The organism is Devosia sp. P3_B2, assembly GCF_056402875.1.
The window spans coordinates 165,013-181,009 of sequence record NZ_JBFUGO010000010.1 but is presented as its reverse complement, the minus strand read 5'-3'; the positions used below and the strand labels follow the sequence as shown (position 1 = coordinate 181,009).

Here is a 15,997-nt window from a genome sequence, read left to right as displayed (position 1 = left end):
TCGTGGCGGTGTCTTTCGGCGCGACCGCAGCCGGACAGGGCTACGGCACAACCGGCTGCGACTTGGGCCTGGGCCGGCACGACTGCCAACCCACCCAACCTCCACCACACCAACCACTCGTCATGATCTCGCTTCGGTGCAGCGGACGAGGGGAGGATATGACGGGGTGGAGGGGAGGGGGATAAGTTGGATGAGCAGACCGCATCGGGCGGCCCAGAAAGCCACGTACAGGCGCCGAGCAGAAGCGTCGCCCCCGAGGTTACCGCTTCAAGGTAGCCTTTGCCGGCTTCCCGTCGCCAAAGGCCGCCCGGATATTCGCCCTTGTGCGCTCGATCACCTTCTTAAGATCCTCTGACACCTCCGAATTCTTGCGGGGGTCGCGGTCCTCATCGCGTTTGATGAGACGATCAAGCGTGTGCAGCTTTTCCATCATTCGCTTCCTCTACGGTGATTGGCAGGTTTTGAACGCGCGCGAGATAGCGTGGGTTCAACTCTGGTGAGAAGTAGTGTTTGCGCTTCACCCACACAAATCCCTCTGACCGGGAGATGACAGCAACATCGATTGGGCCGCCCACGGTCTCCATCCCCCGAGAGACTCGGCGTTTGATCGACGTCAAGTTAACCAGCGCTTCTGCCATCGTGGCAAGCTCCGGCTTAGGCATAAACTCAACCATCCCTTCCACAGCAGCGCGGCTTTCACTGCGAATCTGCTCGAACGCAGTGCCCTTTAAACCTTGAAGAAATGCCTGCTCGGCGGCCTGAGCCTTCTCAAGCAGTTTGGCTTTGTCATCGTCGGTCATGTCGAGATACTCAAAGACCTCCTTGGTGATCTCGCTCACGGTCTCTTTGGCGAACTGCCCGATCTTTCGCTCGATGTCGGCATCGATCCCGTACAGGAACCGCTCGACCATCTCTTTTTGCGCAAACGGCAGTACCCGTGCGCGATCAGTGCGTCTATCTATGTCCACGTAGTTCGTACGCCGGTACTTGAGTCGCCCAAAGAGAAGGCCGTCGATCTCATAGGACACTAGAGTAGGGAACAGGTCCTTAGTCCCAAACCCGGCTACGACAATTCCTGTCTTCGAGTCTGACAGGGGCAGCTTGACGAGCGCCTGCTTGAGTATGCCGACCAGGCGTTCGTGTTGCTCGCCCTCCGGTGGCCCCACTGAGCTTACGATCTTGCGGATGAGTGTATCCCGAGCCTTCGTGATGCGAGGTTTTGCACCGATGAAGTCGGCTGCACTAGACGTTTCGTAAAAACGTTCAAACGTGCCGAGGACATCGTCGACTGCTTCGTTGAGCTTGTCCCCCAAGCCCTCGTTAGGTCCCTTGCGAACCAGAGCGGCTACTTTTGTCGTGATGCGCTCCACAATGCGATCAGCTACGGGTAATAGAACGGATTCTACCACCTGCTCCATCACCTCATCCGGTGCTGATTGCCCCCACCTGTTGAGGTAATTGAGGAAATCAACCGCAGCATCCTGCACGTGATCGAATGATTGGCAGTTCTGTCGGTAGTTATCGATCAGCATATGCAACGGCGCCTGCATGAACTGCATGCCGTTGTAGATCATGATGCCGATGGGATTGCGGCGCGAAAGTTCGAACAGCTTATCCGCAGTGAAGTAGATCTTTTCTTCCTTCGGCCCCGCAGAAATCGTGACAGCGCTGTCGGACGCAAGCGCCACTGCCGATTTATTGAGTACAGCGATCTCCGCCGTCATGCATGCCCCCTCAAGCACAGCCACACGGTACAACGCAGTTAGTTAGCGGGGATAAAATCCAAAAGACAAGGCCCACGCAGAAGACCTGCGTCGTCTACTCGAGACTTGTGCTCGTCAGTCTACCTGATTGCATGCCTCACTAGGGGCATTGTCTCTGCCGAAAAAGGAACATCAGCATAGATGCCTCCGTCGGGTAGGGGTGTCATCGACACCCCGCCGGCTCGGACGATGTCTTCAAACAGGTCGGCCACTGGATCAAACTCCGAACGGCTCTCCCAATGAGGGTATCGCTCCGCTAGTGCAGCCATAACTACCGTGAGCCGATCATAGTATGGTTCAAACCAATGGCCCACCAAGGCATCGTGGGCAGCTGGAGTGTCGTTCAGACCCTTGCCCTGGCCTGCAAGTGTTCCAGCAAAGTAGGACGCAAACTTTAGGAGGTTGCCGTATACTCCGCACACCTCCTGCAGCATCTGCCCGACATCGGCGTGGACACGATACTTACGAATGAAGTCGTTGGCACGAGCGCGTGCTTCGCCCACCGCCTTGACCAGCGTTTCTTCGTATCCGGGCAGCGGGTCAGCGCCCATACCGGCGACTATCGAACAGACCGCGTATTCATCCCAGCATGTTTGGATGATGTCTTGGCGCATGCCCTCGTGCATCCCCGCGCTTCTTTCCCGCAGAAGCACGTTTGGGAAGGCTCGATCGAACGCTGCGGTTATCTCTACGTGCGCGCATTCGTGAGCGAGCGTATGGAGTGAAAGGCCGAAGAACTCGTGGTCGGGCTCCTCGAGGGCCATGACGTAGCCGGCATCAAGTACGATGTGGCTTTTGAGCACTCCATTTCGGAGGACGGACGGAGTCATTGCGATGCCCGTCACAGTATCCCGTGACGGTGTGAGTTGGACAGTAGCTGGATAACCCCTGTCGAGTTCCAGCAGAGCCTGTGGGTAGTCGAAGGCAACTGTTATGCCGTCGAGCGTAGATAGATCCAGGCTTCTACTGAGTTCACGAACGTATAGGGCGACGAGGTTCCCAAATGATCGGGCCCGATCTTCCTCCGCGAAGGCGCGCATGGAAAACGCCATGGAGTCCGGGGCGGTGTAGGGCGCTGAAGAGACTTGGGTCTCCGACACCGCTGTACCTGCGCCCTGGTTTCCGCTCGCCCGCCGCTTATGCCTCCAGAATCAGCTGCACCCAGTCGTCGTCCCGCAGTCCTCACACACCATGCAGTGGCCCGACACCTTCATCCGCATCGAATTGCAGTTGCTGCACTGATCCCCCGTATAGCCCTGCATCAGGGCCTGGGCCCTCAGCTGGCCAGCGTCCTGCTGGGTCGGGGGGCTGGGGATGGGGTTGAGTTCGGCTTCGTTGAGGACGGTGGGGCTGGTCTCGATCTTCAGTGCCGTGGCGGCCTTGAGGGCCGTGACGGTTGAGGTCTGCATCGAGGCGACGGGGTTGTAGGCCGCCGCGGCGGTGAGGCCGCCCGAGACCAGCATCAGGTTCTGGTCCTTCACCTTGCCGCGGGTCATACCGCGGGAGACGAGGTTCTGCGCCGGGATCGGGGCAGGGCGCTGGCCTTCGCCGCTCTGCGACAGCGCGGTCGGCGTGTCGGTGTGGACATGGGCCAGATCCTCGCGGTCGAGATAGGAGACGGCGAGCTCGCGGAAGATGTAGTCGAGGATCGAGGTGGCGTTCTTGATCCGGTCGTTGCCCATCACCATGCCGGCCGGTTCGAACCGGGTGAAGGTGAAGGCCTCGACATATTCGTCGAGCGGCACGCCGTACTGCAGGCCGAGCGAGATCGAGATGGCGAAGTTGTTCATCATGGCGCGGAAGGCAGCGCCTTCCTTGTGCATGTCGATGAAGATTTCGCCCAGGCGACCGTCGTCGAACTCGCCGGTGCGCAGGTACACCTTGTGCCCGCCGATATTGGCCTTCTGGGTGTAGCCCTTGCGGCGGTTCGGCAGCTTTTCGCGTTCGCGGCTGACCCGCTCGACGATGCGCTCGACGATCTTCTCGGTGATCTGCGGCACGCGCGCCATCTGGTTGGCGGCGAGCATGGTCTCGGCCGCATCGTCCTCGTCCTCTTCCTCATCGGCGAGGATGGAGGCGTTGAGCGGCTGGCTGAGCTTCGAACCATCGCGATAGAGCGCGTTGGCCTTGAGCGCCAGGCGCCAGCTGAGCGTATAGGCTTCCTTGGCGTCGGCGACGGTCGCGTCGTTCGGCATGTTGATGGTCTTCGAGATCGCGCCCGAAATGAACGGCTGCGCCGCGGCCATCATCAGGATGTGGCTCTCGACCGAGAGGAAGCGCTTGCCGGTCTTGCCGCAGGGGTTGGCGCAATCGAACACCGGCAGGTGCTCATCCCTGAGGAACGGCGCGCCCTCGAGGGTCATCGAACCGCAGACATGGATGTTGGCGGCCTCGATGTCCTTCTTCGAAAAGCCGAGGAAGGCGAGGAGATCGAAGCTCATGTCCGAGAGCTGCGCGTCGGTTACGCCGAGACTCCTCAGGAAATCGGCGCCCAGCGTCCACTGGTTGAAGATGAACTTGATGTCGAAGGCCGACTTGGTGGCGGCATTGAGCGCGGCGATCTTCTCGTCGGTAAAGCCCTTGGCGCGCAGGGTAGACGGGTTGATGCCCGGCGCCTGGTTCAGGTTGCCATGGCCGACGGCGTAAGCCTCAATCTCGGCGATCTGGCTCTCGGAGTAGCCGAGGGTGCGGAGCGCCGGGGGCACGGCGTTGTTGATGATCTTGAAGTAGCCGCCGCCGGCGAGCTTCTTGAACTTCACCAGCGCGAAGTCGGGCTCGATGCCGGTGGTGTCGCAATCCATCACGAGGCCGATGGTGCCGGTCGGAGCAATCACCGAGACCTGCGCATTGCGGTAGCCGTGCTTTTCGCCGAGCGCCAGCGCATCGTCCCACACCGCCTTGGCGCGGGTCGAGAGCGTCGCGTCGCCGATCGAGGCGTGGTCGAGCGCCACCGGGTTGATGGAGAGGCCCTCATAGCCGTCGGTCTTGCCGTAGGCGGCGGTCCGGTGGTTGCGGATGACGCGCAGCATGTGCGGAGCGTTGCGCGGATAATCCTGGAAGGCGCCGAGCTCGCCGGCCATCTCGGCGGAGGTCGCGTAGGAGACGCCGGTCATCACCGCGGTGATGGCGCCGGCAATGGCGCGGCCCTGGGCCGAGTCGTATGGGATGCCCGAGGTCATCAGCAGGCCGCCGATGTTGGCGTAGCCGATGCCCAGCGTGCGGTAGACGTACGAGCGCTCGGCGATGGCCTTCGACGGAAACTGCGCCATCATCACCGAGACTTCGAGGACGATGGTCCAGAGGCGCGTGGTATGCTCGAACGCCGCGACATCGAAGCTGCTATCGGCGTTGCGGTAGGGCAGGAGGTTGATCGAGGCGAGGTTACAGGCGGTGTCGTCGAGGAACATGTACTCCGAGCAGGGGTTCGACGCGACGATCTCGCCGGCTTCCGGGCTCGTATGCCACTCGTTGATGGTGGTGTGGAAATGGATGCCCGGATCGGCCGAGGCCCACGCGGCGTAGCCGATCTGCTCCCACAGGTCGCGCGCCTTGACGGTCTTGGTGACCTTGCCGGCCTTGGTGCGGCTCAACAGGTTCCAGTCGCCATCGGTTTCGACGGCCTTGAGGAAATCGTCGGTGACGCGGACGGAATTGTTCGAGTTCTGGCCCGAGACGGTGAGATAGGCCTCGGAGTCCCAGTCGGTGTCATAGACCGGGAAATCGATGTCGGTGTAGCCCTGACGCGCAAACTGGATGACGCGCTGGATGTAGTTCTCGGGCACCAGCGCCTTTTTCGCAGCGCGAACCTCACGCTTGAGGGCAGGGTTCTTGTTCACGTCGAAGCAGTCGTCGCCGGAACCTTCGCAGTTCACGGCGGCCTTCATGATGGCCTTCAGCGACTTCGAGACAACCTTGGAGCCGGTGACGAGAGCGGCAACCTTCTGCTCCTCCTTCACCTTCCAGTTGATGTAGTCCTCGATATCGGGGTGGTCGATGTCGATCACCACCATCTTGGCGGCGCGGCGGGTGGTGCCGCCCGACTTGATGGCGCCGGCCGCGCGGTCGCCGATCTTGAGGAAGCTCATCAGGCCCGACGACTTGCCGCCGCCCGACAGCTTCTCGCCTTCCCCGCGGAGCTTGGAGAAATTCGAGCCGGTGCCCGAGCCATACTTGAACAGCCGCGCCTCGCGCACCCACAGGTCCATGATGCCGCCCTCGTTGACGAGGTCGTCGCTGACGGACTGGATGAAGCAGGCATGCGGCTGCGGATGCTCGTAGGCGGACTTGGACGAGGTCAGCTTGCCGGTGAAGGGGTCGACATAGAAGTGGCCCTGGCCGGGGCCGTCGATGCCATAGGCCCAGTGCAGGCCCGTGTTGAACCACTGCGGGGAATTGGGGGCAACCCGCTGCGTGGCCAGCATGAAGCAGAGCTCGTCGAAGAAGGCGCGCGCATCTTCCTCGGTGGCAAAATACTTGCCCTTCCAGCCCCAGTAGGTCCAGGTGCCGGCGAGACGATCAAAGACCTGGCGGCTGTCGATTTCCGAACCATAGCGCTCAGCCTCGGGGAGCTTGGCGAGCGCTTTCTCGTCGGGGACCGAGCGCCACAGCCAGGAGGGAACGTCGTTCTCTTCGACGCGCTTCAGGATCTTGGCGACGCCGGCCTTGCGGAAATACTTCTGCGCGATGATGTCCGCCGCGACCTGCGACCAGGTACTGGGGACCTGCATGTCCTCGAGCCTGAACACGACCGAGCCGTCGGGGTTCTTGATCTCGCTCGTGGTCGAGCGGAACTGGATCCCCGCATAGGCGCTTTCGTTGGCTTTCGTGTACCGGCGTTCGATGCGCATCTCTATATATTCCCCAATATTGCGGACAGGAAAGCCCGCGAGCCGCCACTGACGGTCTCTGCCTCTTTGTATGACGCTGTCTAACTGGCCGCCAAAAGCGGCCTAGGAGCCCCGTTTGGGACCTTCGGCGAACTGCTGTCGCCGCGTGGTCCCGGTCGTCCGTCGTGCCGTCTGAACAAGCCCGGCGCAACCTCAAAAGGATGGGCCTTTCTGTTCGAGTCGGTCAATGCCGAGGCATGATCACAACATACAACTGGTAGTGGCATTGCCCGTATCCGACGGCTAAATCCAGTATCTCATATGTGGATTGCGGGGAAAAGTTCCAAGCTCGATTCGACGGAATCGATGGTCAATTTTCCGTACCGCGACCTATGGGATCGCTGACGAAACCGGCCCTAAACCACGGCAAACCCGCCACTCTTTGGCCATCTTTGAGCATCGCGCGAAGGTGAGGAGGTGGCGCTAAGTAAGGGGCGGTTTTTGGTGCGAAACCTGTCAAGTGCATTATTTCCTTCACAAATGCCCGACCATACACAGCCCCTCCTGGTGGGTCGGCACACCATAGGTAGAGGGCGCGCCGACCTCGCCTTACCCCTAGGCGTGTGCCCCCCCGGCATGTTAGAGCCATCGGCAGAAACGGCGGACGATTTGGTCCGCCCACAACGGGTTAGACGGTATGGAACGCGGCGGCTGGAAGGACTTCCTGATCGAGATCTTCGCCTGGTGGCGGGGCAACACCTGGGGCACGCGCCTTTGGACGGCCTTGCACGGCGAGTATGTCGGCGCCGACGAAGCGGGCAACCGCTACTACCGCTCGAAGAAGGGCGCCAAGCCCGGCCCGAACGGCTATGAGCGCCGCATGGTGGTCTATGCCGGCGGCTATGCCGAACCGACCACCATTCCGCCCGGCTGGTATGGCTGGATGCACTATCGCACCAACACTCCGCCCACCGAGCAGGAATATGCCGCGCGCACCTGGCAGCAGCCGCACCAGCCAAACCTCACCGGGACGGCACTGGCTTACCGCCCGGATGGCAGCCTCCTCAGCAAGGGCGAGCGTCCGCGCGTCACGGGCGACTATGACGCCTGGTCGCCTGACGCCTGAGCTGACCACCATCGGCGCGCCCATACATCGGGTCCTCAAGGGACTGGCCACGGCATTTGCCTGCGCCATGCTGCTGACGCCAGCGCTGGCCGATACCATCGCCAACCCGGTGGCGCAGTTCTCCGGGCTCGACAAGATCACCGGCCGCATCACCACCTTCGACGTCTATATCGACGAGACGGTGCAGTTCGGGGCGCTGCAGATCACCCCGCGTGCCTGCTACACCCGCCCGCCGACCGAGACGCAGCGCACCTCGGTGTTCGTCGAAGTGGACCAGGTGAGCCTCAAGGGCTCCATCGAGCGCATCTTCACAGGGTGGATGTTCGCCGACAGCCCGGCGCTCAACGCCATCGACCACGCCGTGTACGACATCTGGCTGCTCGACTGTAAGCAGAGCTCGGACGTGCCGCCCCCGTCGGCGGATGCCGGCTCCGGCGGCTGACGCACCGCAACCACGATCAAATCCGGCGCTGTTTTTGTGGTTTAGCTCTTCCCGTCACGACGAGAGGAGACCAGACCATGCTCAGCGAACCCCAGATCGTTACCCGTCCGGACCAGCCGTTCGCGGCCATCCGCATCAGCCTCGATCGCAACGAAATTCCCTCCAAGGCACCGCCGTTGATCGGCGAGGTGGCCGGCTGGCTCGGCTCGAAAGGCGCTGCGCCGACAGGGGCACCGTTCTTTAGCTATATCGCCATGCCCGAGGACGGGCCGATGGTGATGGAGGTTGGCTTTCCAACCGGGTCGCTGCTTACCGGCGACGGCCGGGTCAGGACTGGCACCATCCCGGCCGGCCGCTTTGCGACGCTTGTTCATACCGGCCCCTATGACGGCCTCTACGACGCCAACGTCGCGCTCGGTGAGTGGCTGGGCAAACAGGGCATCTCGCACGCGATGCCGGAGCAGGCCGCTGGCGAATACGATGCGGCGCTGCTCGAGATTTACGGCACCGACCCGGCGACGGAGCCCGATCCGCAGAAGTGGGAGACGGAAGTGACGTTTCGGTTGGGGCGCTGATGCTTCCGAATCCGCGATGCTATGGCGGCATCGGTGGTGGCGGGTAGGCGAGGATATTGACTCCGAACTCCAGCTCATATTTAACAGATGTGTTATTTAACACATGTGCGAAATATGACGACCGACGCCCTCAGCCTCACCCTGTCTGCACTGGCCGATCCAACGCGGCGGGCGATCCTGCAGCGCCTGAGTGAAGGTGAGGCGTCGGTGAGCGAACTCACCGCACCCTTCGACATCTCGATGCCGGCCATCTCCCGGCACCTCAAGGTGCTGGAGCAGGCCGGCCTCGTCGCACGGACCAGGCATGCCCAGTGGCGGCCAGTGCAGCTCAACGCAGCGCCGCTCGCTGAACTGGCCAACTGGGTCGAACGTTACCGGCGGCACTGGGACGCCAATTTCGCGCGCATGGATGCGTATCTCGCCGAACTGCAGAAGGGGAACCCGAATGGCCCAAAGCAATAGCGTCACCGCCGAGCAGGCTGCGCTGGTGCTGGAGTTCGACCGGCTGTTCGACGCGCCGCGGGCCCTGGTCTGGCTGATGTTCAAGGAACCGGAGCACATGGTGCGCTGGCACGGGCCCGAGGGCTATGCGCTGCTGAGCTGCGAGATCGACTTCCGGGTCGGCGGCAAGTGGCGCCGCTGCATGAGCAACGGCCCCGGTCATGCCCACTGGATCCGCGGCGAGTACCTCGAGATCGACGAGCCGGGCAGGCTGAGCTTCACCTACATCAACGAGTATGACGGGTTCGAGACCGTCGTGACGATGGATTTCGTCGACGAGGCCGGCAAGACCCGCATGTACTTCCGGCAGACGCCGTTCATCAGCGTGGAGGAGCGCGATGGACATGGCTGGGGCTGGAAGAGCGGCTTCGACGTGTTCGACCGCTACGTCGCGCAGTTCATCGACGAAGACTGGAGCCCCAAGGGCCGGCCGCGCAGCGATGGCGTGGCCGAGGACATCGTCGCAGCGCGCCGCAGGAGCAATGAGGAGAAGAAGAATGCTGACACTGCCCAAGCTGGTTGATCGCCCGGCGCAACCCTATGTGGCGGTCCGCCAGCAGGTGTTGATTCCGTTCGACCAAGCCATCGGTCCCGCCATGGGCGAGCTGTTCGATACGATCGAAACCCAGAAACTCCAGCAGGTTGGCCCAGCTTTCTTCAAGTTCAACATCGTCAAGATGCCCGAACTCGAGATCGAGTTCGGCGCGCCGATCAAGGGATCGGCAACGCCGGGCGGCCGCTTCGTCACCGGCGTGCTGCCGGCTGGCCGCTATGTCGAAATGACCTATTTCGGGCACTACGACGACCTGATGGAGGTCACCGCCCTGCTGATCGGCTGGGCCAAGCACAAGGGCATCCAGTGGGACATGGTCGAGCGGCCGGATGGCGAGCATTTCGCGGCCCGGCTCGAGATCTACCACAACAGCCCCGAGGAGGAGCCCGACCCCGCGAAGTGGGAGACGACCCTCCTGTTCAAGGTCAAGGACTGATCATGTTGCTGAGGGACAGGACGGCGATCGTCTATGGCGGTTCCGGCGCCGTGGGTGGGGCGGTCGCCAAGGCCTTCGCCCGTGAGGGAGCGCGGGTGTTCCTTGCGGCGCGCAATGCCGACACGCTGGAAACGGTGGCCGCAGCAATCAGGGCCGGGGGCGGCAAGGCGGAGGTTGCACCCGTCGACGCGACCGATCGGGAGGCGGTTGAGGCGCATCTGGCTGATATCGCCGCCAAGGCCGGCCCGGTGAAGGTGATGTTCAACGGCAGCGGCTGGGTCGACACGCAGGGCCAACTGCTGACCGAGATGGAGTTCGATCGGTTCTTCGGCATCGTCGAGGTGGCATTGCGGAACTGGTTCTACACCGGTACCGCCGTGGCGCGGCATATGGCCGAGAATGGTGGCGGCGCGATTGTCGGGATCACCGCCAACGCAGCACGCGAGGCCTATAGCCATGTCGGCGGGTTCGGCATCGCCTGCGCTGCGGTCGAGCATTATCTGCGGCAGCTGGCGGTGGAGAACGGGCCAGCCGGCGTGCGGGTATGCTGGGTGCGCTCGCCCGGCTCGCCCGATGCACCCGGCGTGCGCGAAGCCTGGCAGTTGCGGGCCAACGAGCGCGGCGTCACCTTCGAGGAAATCGCCCGCGAGTTCGGCAAGGACACACCTCTGCGCAAGGTCACCGCGTTGGCGCAGGTGGCCGACGCTGCCGTGCTCATGGCCTCCGATCTAGCGGCCGGCATGACGGCAACGGTGGCCAACGCCACCGGCGGCGCACAAGTCGACTAGAAGAACTCGCCGGCTAGAAGAACTCGTCGAGCAGCGTGTACCAGGCGAGCTTCGCCTCGTCGGGTTCTGTGATGCCGTAGGCCTCGAGGAACGCCGGGATCGAGGCCGCGCCGTAATTCCATGAGAGACTGCGGCAGGCCAGCGCCAGGTCCTGGTAGCGATCGGCGACACCGAGCCGGCCGCAATCGATGAAGCCCGTGAAGCGGCCATCGTCGGCCATGAAGTTGGGAAAGCAGGCGTCGCCGTGGGTGACGACAAGGTCTTCGCTCAAGGGCGCATCGGCCAGCAGCCGCGCATGATCGGCGGGGCCATTGTCGGGATCGTCACCGTCGTAGAGGCCCGCCTCGTAGCGCGCCGAGGCCTCGGCGACCCGGATGCTGGACCGATGGTCGAACGGGCAAGTGGCGGGATCGAGCGCGTGCAACTGGCGCAGCGCGCCGGCGACCAGCGGCACGGCGATATCCGCCGGAATCTCCGACGTCGAGGAGAGATCTTGCCCGGGGACTGCGGTCATCAGCAGCCAGTGCCGGTCGGCGTGTTTGGTCACATCGATGACTGCGGGGCAGCGCAGCCCCGTGGCATCCAGCCAGCGCAGGCGCTCGATCTCGCCGGGAAGTTCGGCGAGCGGCGAGATCGGCTCGGACTTGATGAAGTGCTTGTCGCCGGCCCGGTACACTAATGCCCCGGACTCGCCGATGGTCTGCGGCGTGAGTTCGAGTCCCGTCGCCCAGCCGGGCGGCAGCTCTAGTGGTCGCATGCGAAATAGTCGCCCCTGTGCTTCAGCGCTTCGGCGAGGCGGGCCTCGTAATCCTCGCGCGGGATTTCGATGCCGCCGAAGGTGCGGAGGTGATCGGTGACGAATTGCGTGTCGAGCAGATGGTAGCCGCCGGCCACGAGGCGGTGCAGCAGATGCGCCATCGCGATCTTCGAGCAATCGGCCTTGCGGTGGAACATCGATTCGCCGAAGAACGCCGCCCCCAGCGACACGCCGTAGAGTCCTCCGACGAGCGCCGGCCCGTCCCACACCTCCACCGTATGGACGACACCGCGATCGAACAGCGCTCCGTAGAGCCGGCGGATCTCGGGGTTGATCCAGGTCGACTCGCGATCGACGCCCGCCGTGGCACAGCCCTCGATGACGCCGGCGAAGTCGGTATCGACCTTGACGTCATAAGGATGCGTGCGGAGCGTCTTCCTTAGGCTCTTGGAGATATGGAAGTCGTCGAGGGGGATGATGCCGCGCTTCTGCGGGCTCACCCAGAACAGGTCGGGCGAATCCGCATCCTCCGCCATCGGGAAAATGCCGGCCTGGTAGGCCCGCACGATCAGTTCGGGCGTGAGGTCGATGGCGAACGGATCGGTCTTCTTCGTCATAAGCCGAATATGGGCCGTGCCGGGTAACGAAACAACGCCAAAGCGGCTTGCGCCGTTGGCCGCGGGACGCAATTGTCCAAGCCGTTTGGGGGCGTTCGATGAACAAGTGGGTGCGGCGGATCATCGTTGGGATTGTCATTGCGGTTGCGCTGTTTCTCGTCATCGGCGGGGTTGGCACATCCGTGCTGATGAACCACTTGCTGACGCCGGGCGGCATCGACTGGAGCGGCGCGAGCAACCCCAACCCGCCGACCGATCCGTTCGAGCTCGGCTATCGCGGCGACCCGCTGGTAGCGCTCGGCCTGCCGTTCGAGACGGTACACTACACCACCGAGCTGGGCGAGGCCGAGGCCTGGTTCGTGCCCGCGGCGAACATGGATGGGCCATGGGCGGTGTACGTCCATGGCATCGGCGGCATTCGCGAGAATGGCTATCGCCAGCTGTCGATCCTGCACGAGGCAGGCATCCCGACGCTGCTGATCACCTACCGCAACGACAACAATGCGCCGGCTGAGCAGAACGCGATCTACAGCTTCGGGGTCAACGAGTGGCGCGATCTGGATGCGGCGGTGAGCTGGATGCTGAGGCGCGGCGCACCGGGCGTCATCCTCGTCGCGGAATCGATGGGCGGCGGCATTGCGGGGCAGTTCCTGATGCACTCCGAGCAGGCGGACAAAGTCGTGGCGTTGGCGCTCGATGCGCCGGCCCTCGATATCGTCGAAGTGGCAGCGGACAAGATCGGCGCCCGGATGATCCCCTTCGCGCGAACGCTGGCCCGGACCGGGCTGCTGATGTTCGACATCTATCGCAGGTCGCACCTGAGCGACGCCGTCAGCTTCGACGCGGTAGCAAACTTCCCGGGTCCGCTGTTCCTGGCCCACGGCAGCGCCGACGGGCTGGTGCCGGTCAGCATCAGCGACCGGCTCGTGGTCGCGCGCCAGGCGCCGACTACCTATCTGCGCACGGAAGCCAACCACTTGCTGTCGTTCAAGGAAGATCCCGAACGCTACCGGCAGGAGATGCTGGGGTTTCTCAAAAGTCTCGGCAGCTGAGGCTCAGCGGACCACCAGCCGCACCAGCGGCGGCAGGCTGATCGCGGCGAGCAGCACCGGCAGCATCAGGACGAGGGCGTCGAGGTAATCGATCATGTGCGGCATGGCACGATCTCCTTGGGTTGGAGATACATGCCATGCGGCCGCTGAACCGGCGCTGGGACGGGCGTTCATTTTCCGTTAACACGTGTTAACGGGCGCGAAGCCTCAGGCCTTGTTTTCCTTGAGGTATTTTTCCAGCCAGTGGATGTCGTAGTTGCCGGCGATGATGTCCGGTTCCTTGATCAGCCGCTGGAACAGGGGGAGGGTGGTCTTCACCCCGTCGACCACGAACTCGTCGACGGCGCGGCGCAGGCGCTGCAGGCACTCGGTGCGGGTGCGGCCGTAGACGATCAGCTTGCCGATCAGCGAGTCGTAGTAGGGCGGGATCGAGTAGCCCTGGTACACGGCGCTATCGACGCGCACGCCGACGCCGCCGGCCGGGTGGTAGAACTGGATCTTGCCCGGCGAGGGCGCAAAGGTCTGCGGGTCCTCGGCGTTGATGCGCACTTCGATGGCATGGCCGGTAAAGGCAACGTCCTTCTGCTTGATCGAGAGCGTCTCGCCCGAGGCGACGCGGATCTGCTCGTAGACGATGTCGATGCCGGTGATGCGCTCGGTCACCGGGTGCTCCACCTGCAAACGGGTGTTCATCTCGATGAAGTAGAACTTGTCGTCCTCGTAGAGGAACTCGATGGTGCCGGCGCCGGAGTACTTCAGCTTCCGCATCGCCGCGGCGCAGATTTCGCCGATCTCGCGCTGCTGGTCCATCGGGACGGTCGGTGCCGGAGCTTCCTCCAGCACCTTCTGGTGGCGGCGTTGCAACGAGCAGTCGCGGGTGCCCAGGTGCACCGCGTTGCCCTGGCCATCGCCCATCACCTGGACTTCTATGTGCCGCGGCTTCTGCAGGTACTTCTCGATATAGACGCTGTCATTGCCGAAAGCGGCCTTGGCCTCGGTGCGGGCGGTCGAGATGGCGATCGCCATTTCCTCGTCGTTCCGCGCCACCTTCATGCCGCGCCCGCCACCGCCGGCGGTCGCCTTGACGATGACCGGGTAGCCGATCGAGTTGGCGAGCTTGATCGCGTCCTCGGGCGTCTTGATCTCGCCTTCGGAGCCCGGGACCACCGGGATGCCGAGCTCCACCGCGGTCTTCTTGGCGGTGATCTTGTCGCCCATGATCTCGATATGGTGCGACGAGGGGCCGATGAAGGTGATCTTGTGCTCGGTGAGGATGCGGGCGAAACGCGCATTCTCCGAGAGGAACCCGTAGCCCGGATGCACGGCGTCGGCGCCGGTGATCTCGCAGGCCGCCATAATCGAAGGGATGTTGAGATAGCTGTCCTTGGCCGGCGGCGGCCCGATGCAGACGCTTTCGTCGGCGAGGCGCACATGCATGGCGTTGGAATCGGCGGTCGAGTGGATGGCGACCGTCTGGATACCGAGCTCCTTGCAGGCCCTGAGGATGCGGAGCGCGATCTCGCCGCGGTTGGCGATGAGGACCTTCTGGAACATCTGGCCGTTACTCGATCACGACCAGCGGCTGGCCGTATTCGACCGGCGAGCCATCCTCGACCAGGATGCGCGTCACCGTGCCCGAGCGATGCGCCGGGATCTGGTTCATCGTCTTCATCGCTTCGATGATGAGGACCGTCTGGCCCTCCGACACCTTGGATCCGACCGACGCGAAAGTCGGTTTGCCCGGCTCCGGCGACAGATAAGCCGTTCCGACCATCGGCGAGGTGAGGGTGCCGGGGTTGGAGCTCAGATCGTCATGCGTCGGCGCAATGCCGGCGGCAGCGCCGGCCGGCGCGACCGAGGCAGGGGCAGCGTGCGCCACCGGGGCCGGTGCGTATGCCGGAACGGCCACCTGCTGCACGGCCTGGCTAGCATATGAGCGCGTGACCCGAACGCGCAGGTCGTCGCGCTCGATCTCGATTTCCGCGAGGTTCTGCTCGTTGAGCAGCTTGGCAATGGCCTCGATCAGTTCCTGATCGGAATTGGGGGACGCCTTGGTCATATTCTGCCTCTTAGAGTTTTTCGGCCAGTGCGTGGAGCGCCAGCCTATATCCGGTAGCGCCCAGACCGCAAATCACCCCGGTCGCCACCGGCGAAACGTAGGAGTGATGGCGGAACGCCTCACGGGTGTAGATGTTCGACAGGTGAACTTCGATCACCGGCAACCCGACGGCCCGGAAGGCGTCGTGGATGGCGATCGACGTGTGCGAGTAGGCGCCGGGGTTGATGACGATGGCGTCGAAACTGCCCAGTGCCTGCTGGATCCAGGTAACCAGCTCGCCTTCGATATTGGATTGCTTGCAGGTGACCTCGAGACCCAGCGCCTTGCCTTCGGCAATCGCCATCTTCTCGATGTCGGCAAGCGTCTGCGTGCCATAGGTCTGGGGCTCGCGGGTCCCGAGCATATTGAGGTTCGGGCCGTTGAGGACGAGAACGCGGTGAGCCATGGTTCGTGCCTTTTGCACTGGCCCCCCAGCGGGCGCAAGCGTGGCGCGGAGTAATGC

Annotated in this window: 17 protein-coding genes; 8 read left to right on the top strand and 9 right to left on the bottom strand. The window is 63.2% G+C overall.

Annotated elements, in window-relative coordinates:
* Positions 1–259: 259 nt before the first annotated feature.
* From AC1DV8_RS15870 to AC1DV8_RS15855, 4 genes are all read right to left on the bottom strand, one after another.
* The gene (locus AC1DV8_RS15870) at positions 260–430 is read right to left on the bottom strand and encodes a hypothetical protein (RefSeq protein ID WP_477158117.1); all 171 of its coding nucleotides are present in this window, start codon (positions 428–430) and stop codon (positions 260–262) included.
* A complete protein-coding gene (locus tag AC1DV8_RS15865) occupies positions 408–1,724 on the bottom strand; it encodes a hypothetical protein (protein WP_477158116.1) in 1,317 nt (438 codons plus the stop codon). The genes AC1DV8_RS15870 and AC1DV8_RS15865 overlap by 23 nt, the downstream gene beginning before the upstream one ends.
* A 119-nt stretch (positions 1,725–1,843) precedes the next feature.
* Complete coding sequence (locus AC1DV8_RS15860) at positions 1,844–2,803, bottom strand: hypothetical protein (protein ID WP_477158115.1); 960 nt, start codon at positions 2,801–2,803, stop codon at positions 1,844–1,846.
* Positions 2,804–2,914: 111 nt separating this feature from the next.
* Positions 2,915–6,610, bottom strand: a complete 3,696-nt coding sequence (locus tag AC1DV8_RS15855; protein ID WP_477158114.1) for a vitamin B12-dependent ribonucleotide reductase — start codon at positions 6,608–6,610, stop codon at positions 2,915–2,917.
* A gap of 676 nt (positions 6,611–7,286) precedes the next feature.
* On the opposite strand from AC1DV8_RS15855, the gene AC1DV8_RS15850 reads away from it, so the two are divergent.
* The 7 genes from AC1DV8_RS15850 (at position 7,287) to AC1DV8_RS15820 (ending at position 11,010) form a co-directional block, all read left to right on the top strand.
* Positions 7,287–7,715: an NADH:ubiquinone oxidoreductase subunit NDUFA12 gene (locus AC1DV8_RS15850; RefSeq protein WP_477149240.1), complete on the top strand. Its 429-nt coding sequence runs from the start codon at positions 7,287–7,289 to the stop codon at positions 7,713–7,715.
* Positions 7,716–7,782: 67 nt separating this feature from the next.
* The gene (locus tag AC1DV8_RS15845) at positions 7,783–8,157 is read left to right on the top strand and encodes a DUF2155 domain-containing protein (protein ID WP_477158241.1); all 375 of its coding nucleotides are present in this window, start codon (positions 7,783–7,785) and stop codon (positions 8,155–8,157) included.
* A gap of 77 nt (positions 8,158–8,234) precedes the next feature.
* Positions 8,235–8,732, top strand: a complete 498-nt coding sequence (locus tag AC1DV8_RS15840) for a GyrI-like domain-containing protein (protein WP_477158113.1) — start codon at positions 8,235–8,237, stop codon at positions 8,730–8,732.
* Positions 8,733–8,846: 114 nt separating this feature from the next.
* Entirely contained in the window at positions 8,847–9,194 is a 348-nt protein-coding gene (locus AC1DV8_RS15835) for an ArsR/SmtB family transcription factor (protein ID WP_477158112.1), read from the top strand.
* Positions 9,178–9,756 (top strand): SRPBCC family protein, encoded by a 579-nt coding sequence (locus AC1DV8_RS15830; protein WP_477158111.1) that lies wholly within the window; start codon positions 9,178–9,180, stop codon positions 9,754–9,756. Before AC1DV8_RS15835 ends, AC1DV8_RS15830 begins: the two co-directional genes overlap by 17 nt.
* Positions 9,731–10,222 carry a GyrI-like domain-containing protein gene (locus AC1DV8_RS15825; protein ID WP_477158110.1) on the top strand — a complete coding sequence of 164 codons (492 nt, stop codon included), beginning with the start codon at positions 9,731–9,733 and terminating at the stop codon, positions 10,220–10,222. The genes AC1DV8_RS15830 and AC1DV8_RS15825 overlap by 26 nt, the downstream gene beginning before the upstream one ends.
* Before the next feature lie 2 nt (positions 10,223–10,224).
* Positions 10,225–11,010 (top strand): SDR family NAD(P)-dependent oxidoreductase, encoded by a 786-nt coding sequence (locus AC1DV8_RS15820; RefSeq protein ID WP_477158109.1) that lies wholly within the window; start codon positions 10,225–10,227, stop codon positions 11,008–11,010.
* 13 nt (positions 11,011–11,023) lie between these two features.
* Here AC1DV8_RS15820 and AC1DV8_RS15815 read toward each other — a convergent pair whose 3' ends face one another.
* Both AC1DV8_RS15815 and aat read right to left on the bottom strand, forming a co-directional pair.
* Complete coding sequence (locus AC1DV8_RS15815) at positions 11,024–11,767, bottom strand: APH(3') family aminoglycoside O-phosphotransferase (RefSeq protein ID WP_477158108.1); 744 nt, start codon at positions 11,765–11,767, stop codon at positions 11,024–11,026.
* On the bottom strand, positions 11,755–12,384 hold the full coding sequence (gene aat, locus AC1DV8_RS15810) for a leucyl/phenylalanyl-tRNA--protein transferase (RefSeq protein ID WP_477158107.1): 630 nt from the start codon (positions 12,382–12,384) through the stop codon (positions 11,755–11,757). The genes AC1DV8_RS15815 and aat overlap by 13 nt, the downstream gene beginning before the upstream one ends.
* Positions 12,385–12,482: 98 nt before the next feature.
* Between aat and AC1DV8_RS15805 the strand changes: the two genes are divergently transcribed.
* Positions 12,483–13,436, top strand: a complete 954-nt coding sequence (locus AC1DV8_RS15805) for an alpha/beta hydrolase (protein ID WP_477158106.1) — start codon at positions 12,483–12,485, stop codon at positions 13,434–13,436.
* Between the two features lie 207 nt (positions 13,437–13,643).
* On the opposite strand, the gene accC is transcribed toward AC1DV8_RS15805, so the two are convergent.
* The 3 genes from accC to aroQ are packed head-to-tail and all read right to left on the bottom strand — an operon-like array spanning position 13,644 to position 15,940.
* On the bottom strand, positions 13,644–14,990 hold the full coding sequence (accC, locus tag AC1DV8_RS15800) for an acetyl-CoA carboxylase biotin carboxylase subunit (RefSeq protein WP_477158105.1): 1,347 nt from the start codon (positions 14,988–14,990) through the stop codon (positions 13,644–13,646).
* 7 nt (positions 14,991–14,997) lie between these two features.
* Entirely contained in the window at positions 14,998–15,495 is a 498-nt protein-coding gene (gene accB, locus AC1DV8_RS15795; RefSeq protein WP_477149250.1) for an acetyl-CoA carboxylase biotin carboxyl carrier protein, read from the bottom strand.
* Positions 15,496–15,505: 10 nt separating this feature from the next.
* Positions 15,506–15,940 carry a type II 3-dehydroquinate dehydratase gene (gene aroQ, locus AC1DV8_RS15790; RefSeq protein ID WP_477158104.1) on the bottom strand — a complete coding sequence of 145 codons (435 nt, stop codon included), beginning with the start codon at positions 15,938–15,940 and terminating at the stop codon, positions 15,506–15,508.
* Between the last annotated feature and the right edge of the window lie 57 nt (positions 15,941–15,997).

Bases quoted from the DNA above. Each gene is read 5' to 3' on its own strand.
- AC1DV8_RS15870 (WP_477158117.1), bottom strand. From the start codon at position 430: ATGGAAAAGCTGCACACGCTTGATCGTCTCATCAAACGCGATGAGGAC.
- AC1DV8_RS15865 (WP_477158116.1), bottom strand. From the start codon at position 1,724: ATGACGGCGGAGATCGCTGTACTCAATAAATCGGCAGTGGCGCTTGCG.
- AC1DV8_RS15860 (WP_477158115.1), bottom strand. From the start codon at position 2,803: ATGCGCGCCTTCGCGGAGGAAGATCGGGCCCGATCATTTGGGAACCTC.
- AC1DV8_RS15855 (WP_477158114.1), bottom strand. From the start codon at position 6,610: ATGCGCATCGAACGCCGGTACACGAAAGCCAACGAAAGCGCCTATGCG.
- AC1DV8_RS15850 (WP_477149240.1), top strand. From the start codon at position 7,287: ATGGAACGCGGCGGCTGGAAGGACTTCCTGATCGAGATCTTCGCCTGG.
- AC1DV8_RS15845 (WP_477158241.1), top strand. From the start codon at position 7,783: ATGCTGCTGACGCCAGCGCTGGCCGATACCATCGCCAACCCGGTGGCG.
- AC1DV8_RS15840 (WP_477158113.1), top strand. From the start codon at position 8,235: ATGCTCAGCGAACCCCAGATCGTTACCCGTCCGGACCAGCCGTTCGCG.
- AC1DV8_RS15835 (WP_477158112.1), top strand. From the start codon at position 8,847: ATGACGACCGACGCCCTCAGCCTCACCCTGTCTGCACTGGCCGATCCA.
- AC1DV8_RS15830 (WP_477158111.1), top strand. From the start codon at position 9,178: ATGGCCCAAAGCAATAGCGTCACCGCCGAGCAGGCTGCGCTGGTGCTG.
- AC1DV8_RS15825 (WP_477158110.1), top strand. From the start codon at position 9,731: ATGCTGACACTGCCCAAGCTGGTTGATCGCCCGGCGCAACCCTATGTG.
- AC1DV8_RS15820 (WP_477158109.1), top strand. From the start codon at position 10,225: ATGTTGCTGAGGGACAGGACGGCGATCGTCTATGGCGGTTCCGGCGCC.
- AC1DV8_RS15815 (WP_477158108.1), bottom strand. From the start codon at position 11,767: ATGCGACCACTAGAGCTGCCGCCCGGCTGGGCGACGGGACTCGAACTC.
- aat (WP_477158107.1), bottom strand. From the start codon at position 12,384: ATGACGAAGAAGACCGATCCGTTCGCCATCGACCTCACGCCCGAACTG.
- AC1DV8_RS15805 (WP_477158106.1), top strand. From the start codon at position 12,483: ATGAACAAGTGGGTGCGGCGGATCATCGTTGGGATTGTCATTGCGGTT.
- accC (WP_477158105.1), bottom strand. From the start codon at position 14,990: ATGTTCCAGAAGGTCCTCATCGCCAACCGCGGCGAGATCGCGCTCCGC.
- accB (WP_477149250.1), bottom strand. From the start codon at position 15,495: ATGACCAAGGCGTCCCCCAATTCCGATCAGGAACTGATCGAGGCCATT.
- aroQ (WP_477158104.1), bottom strand. From the start codon at position 15,940: ATGGCTCACCGCGTTCTCGTCCTCAACGGCCCGAACCTCAATATGCTC.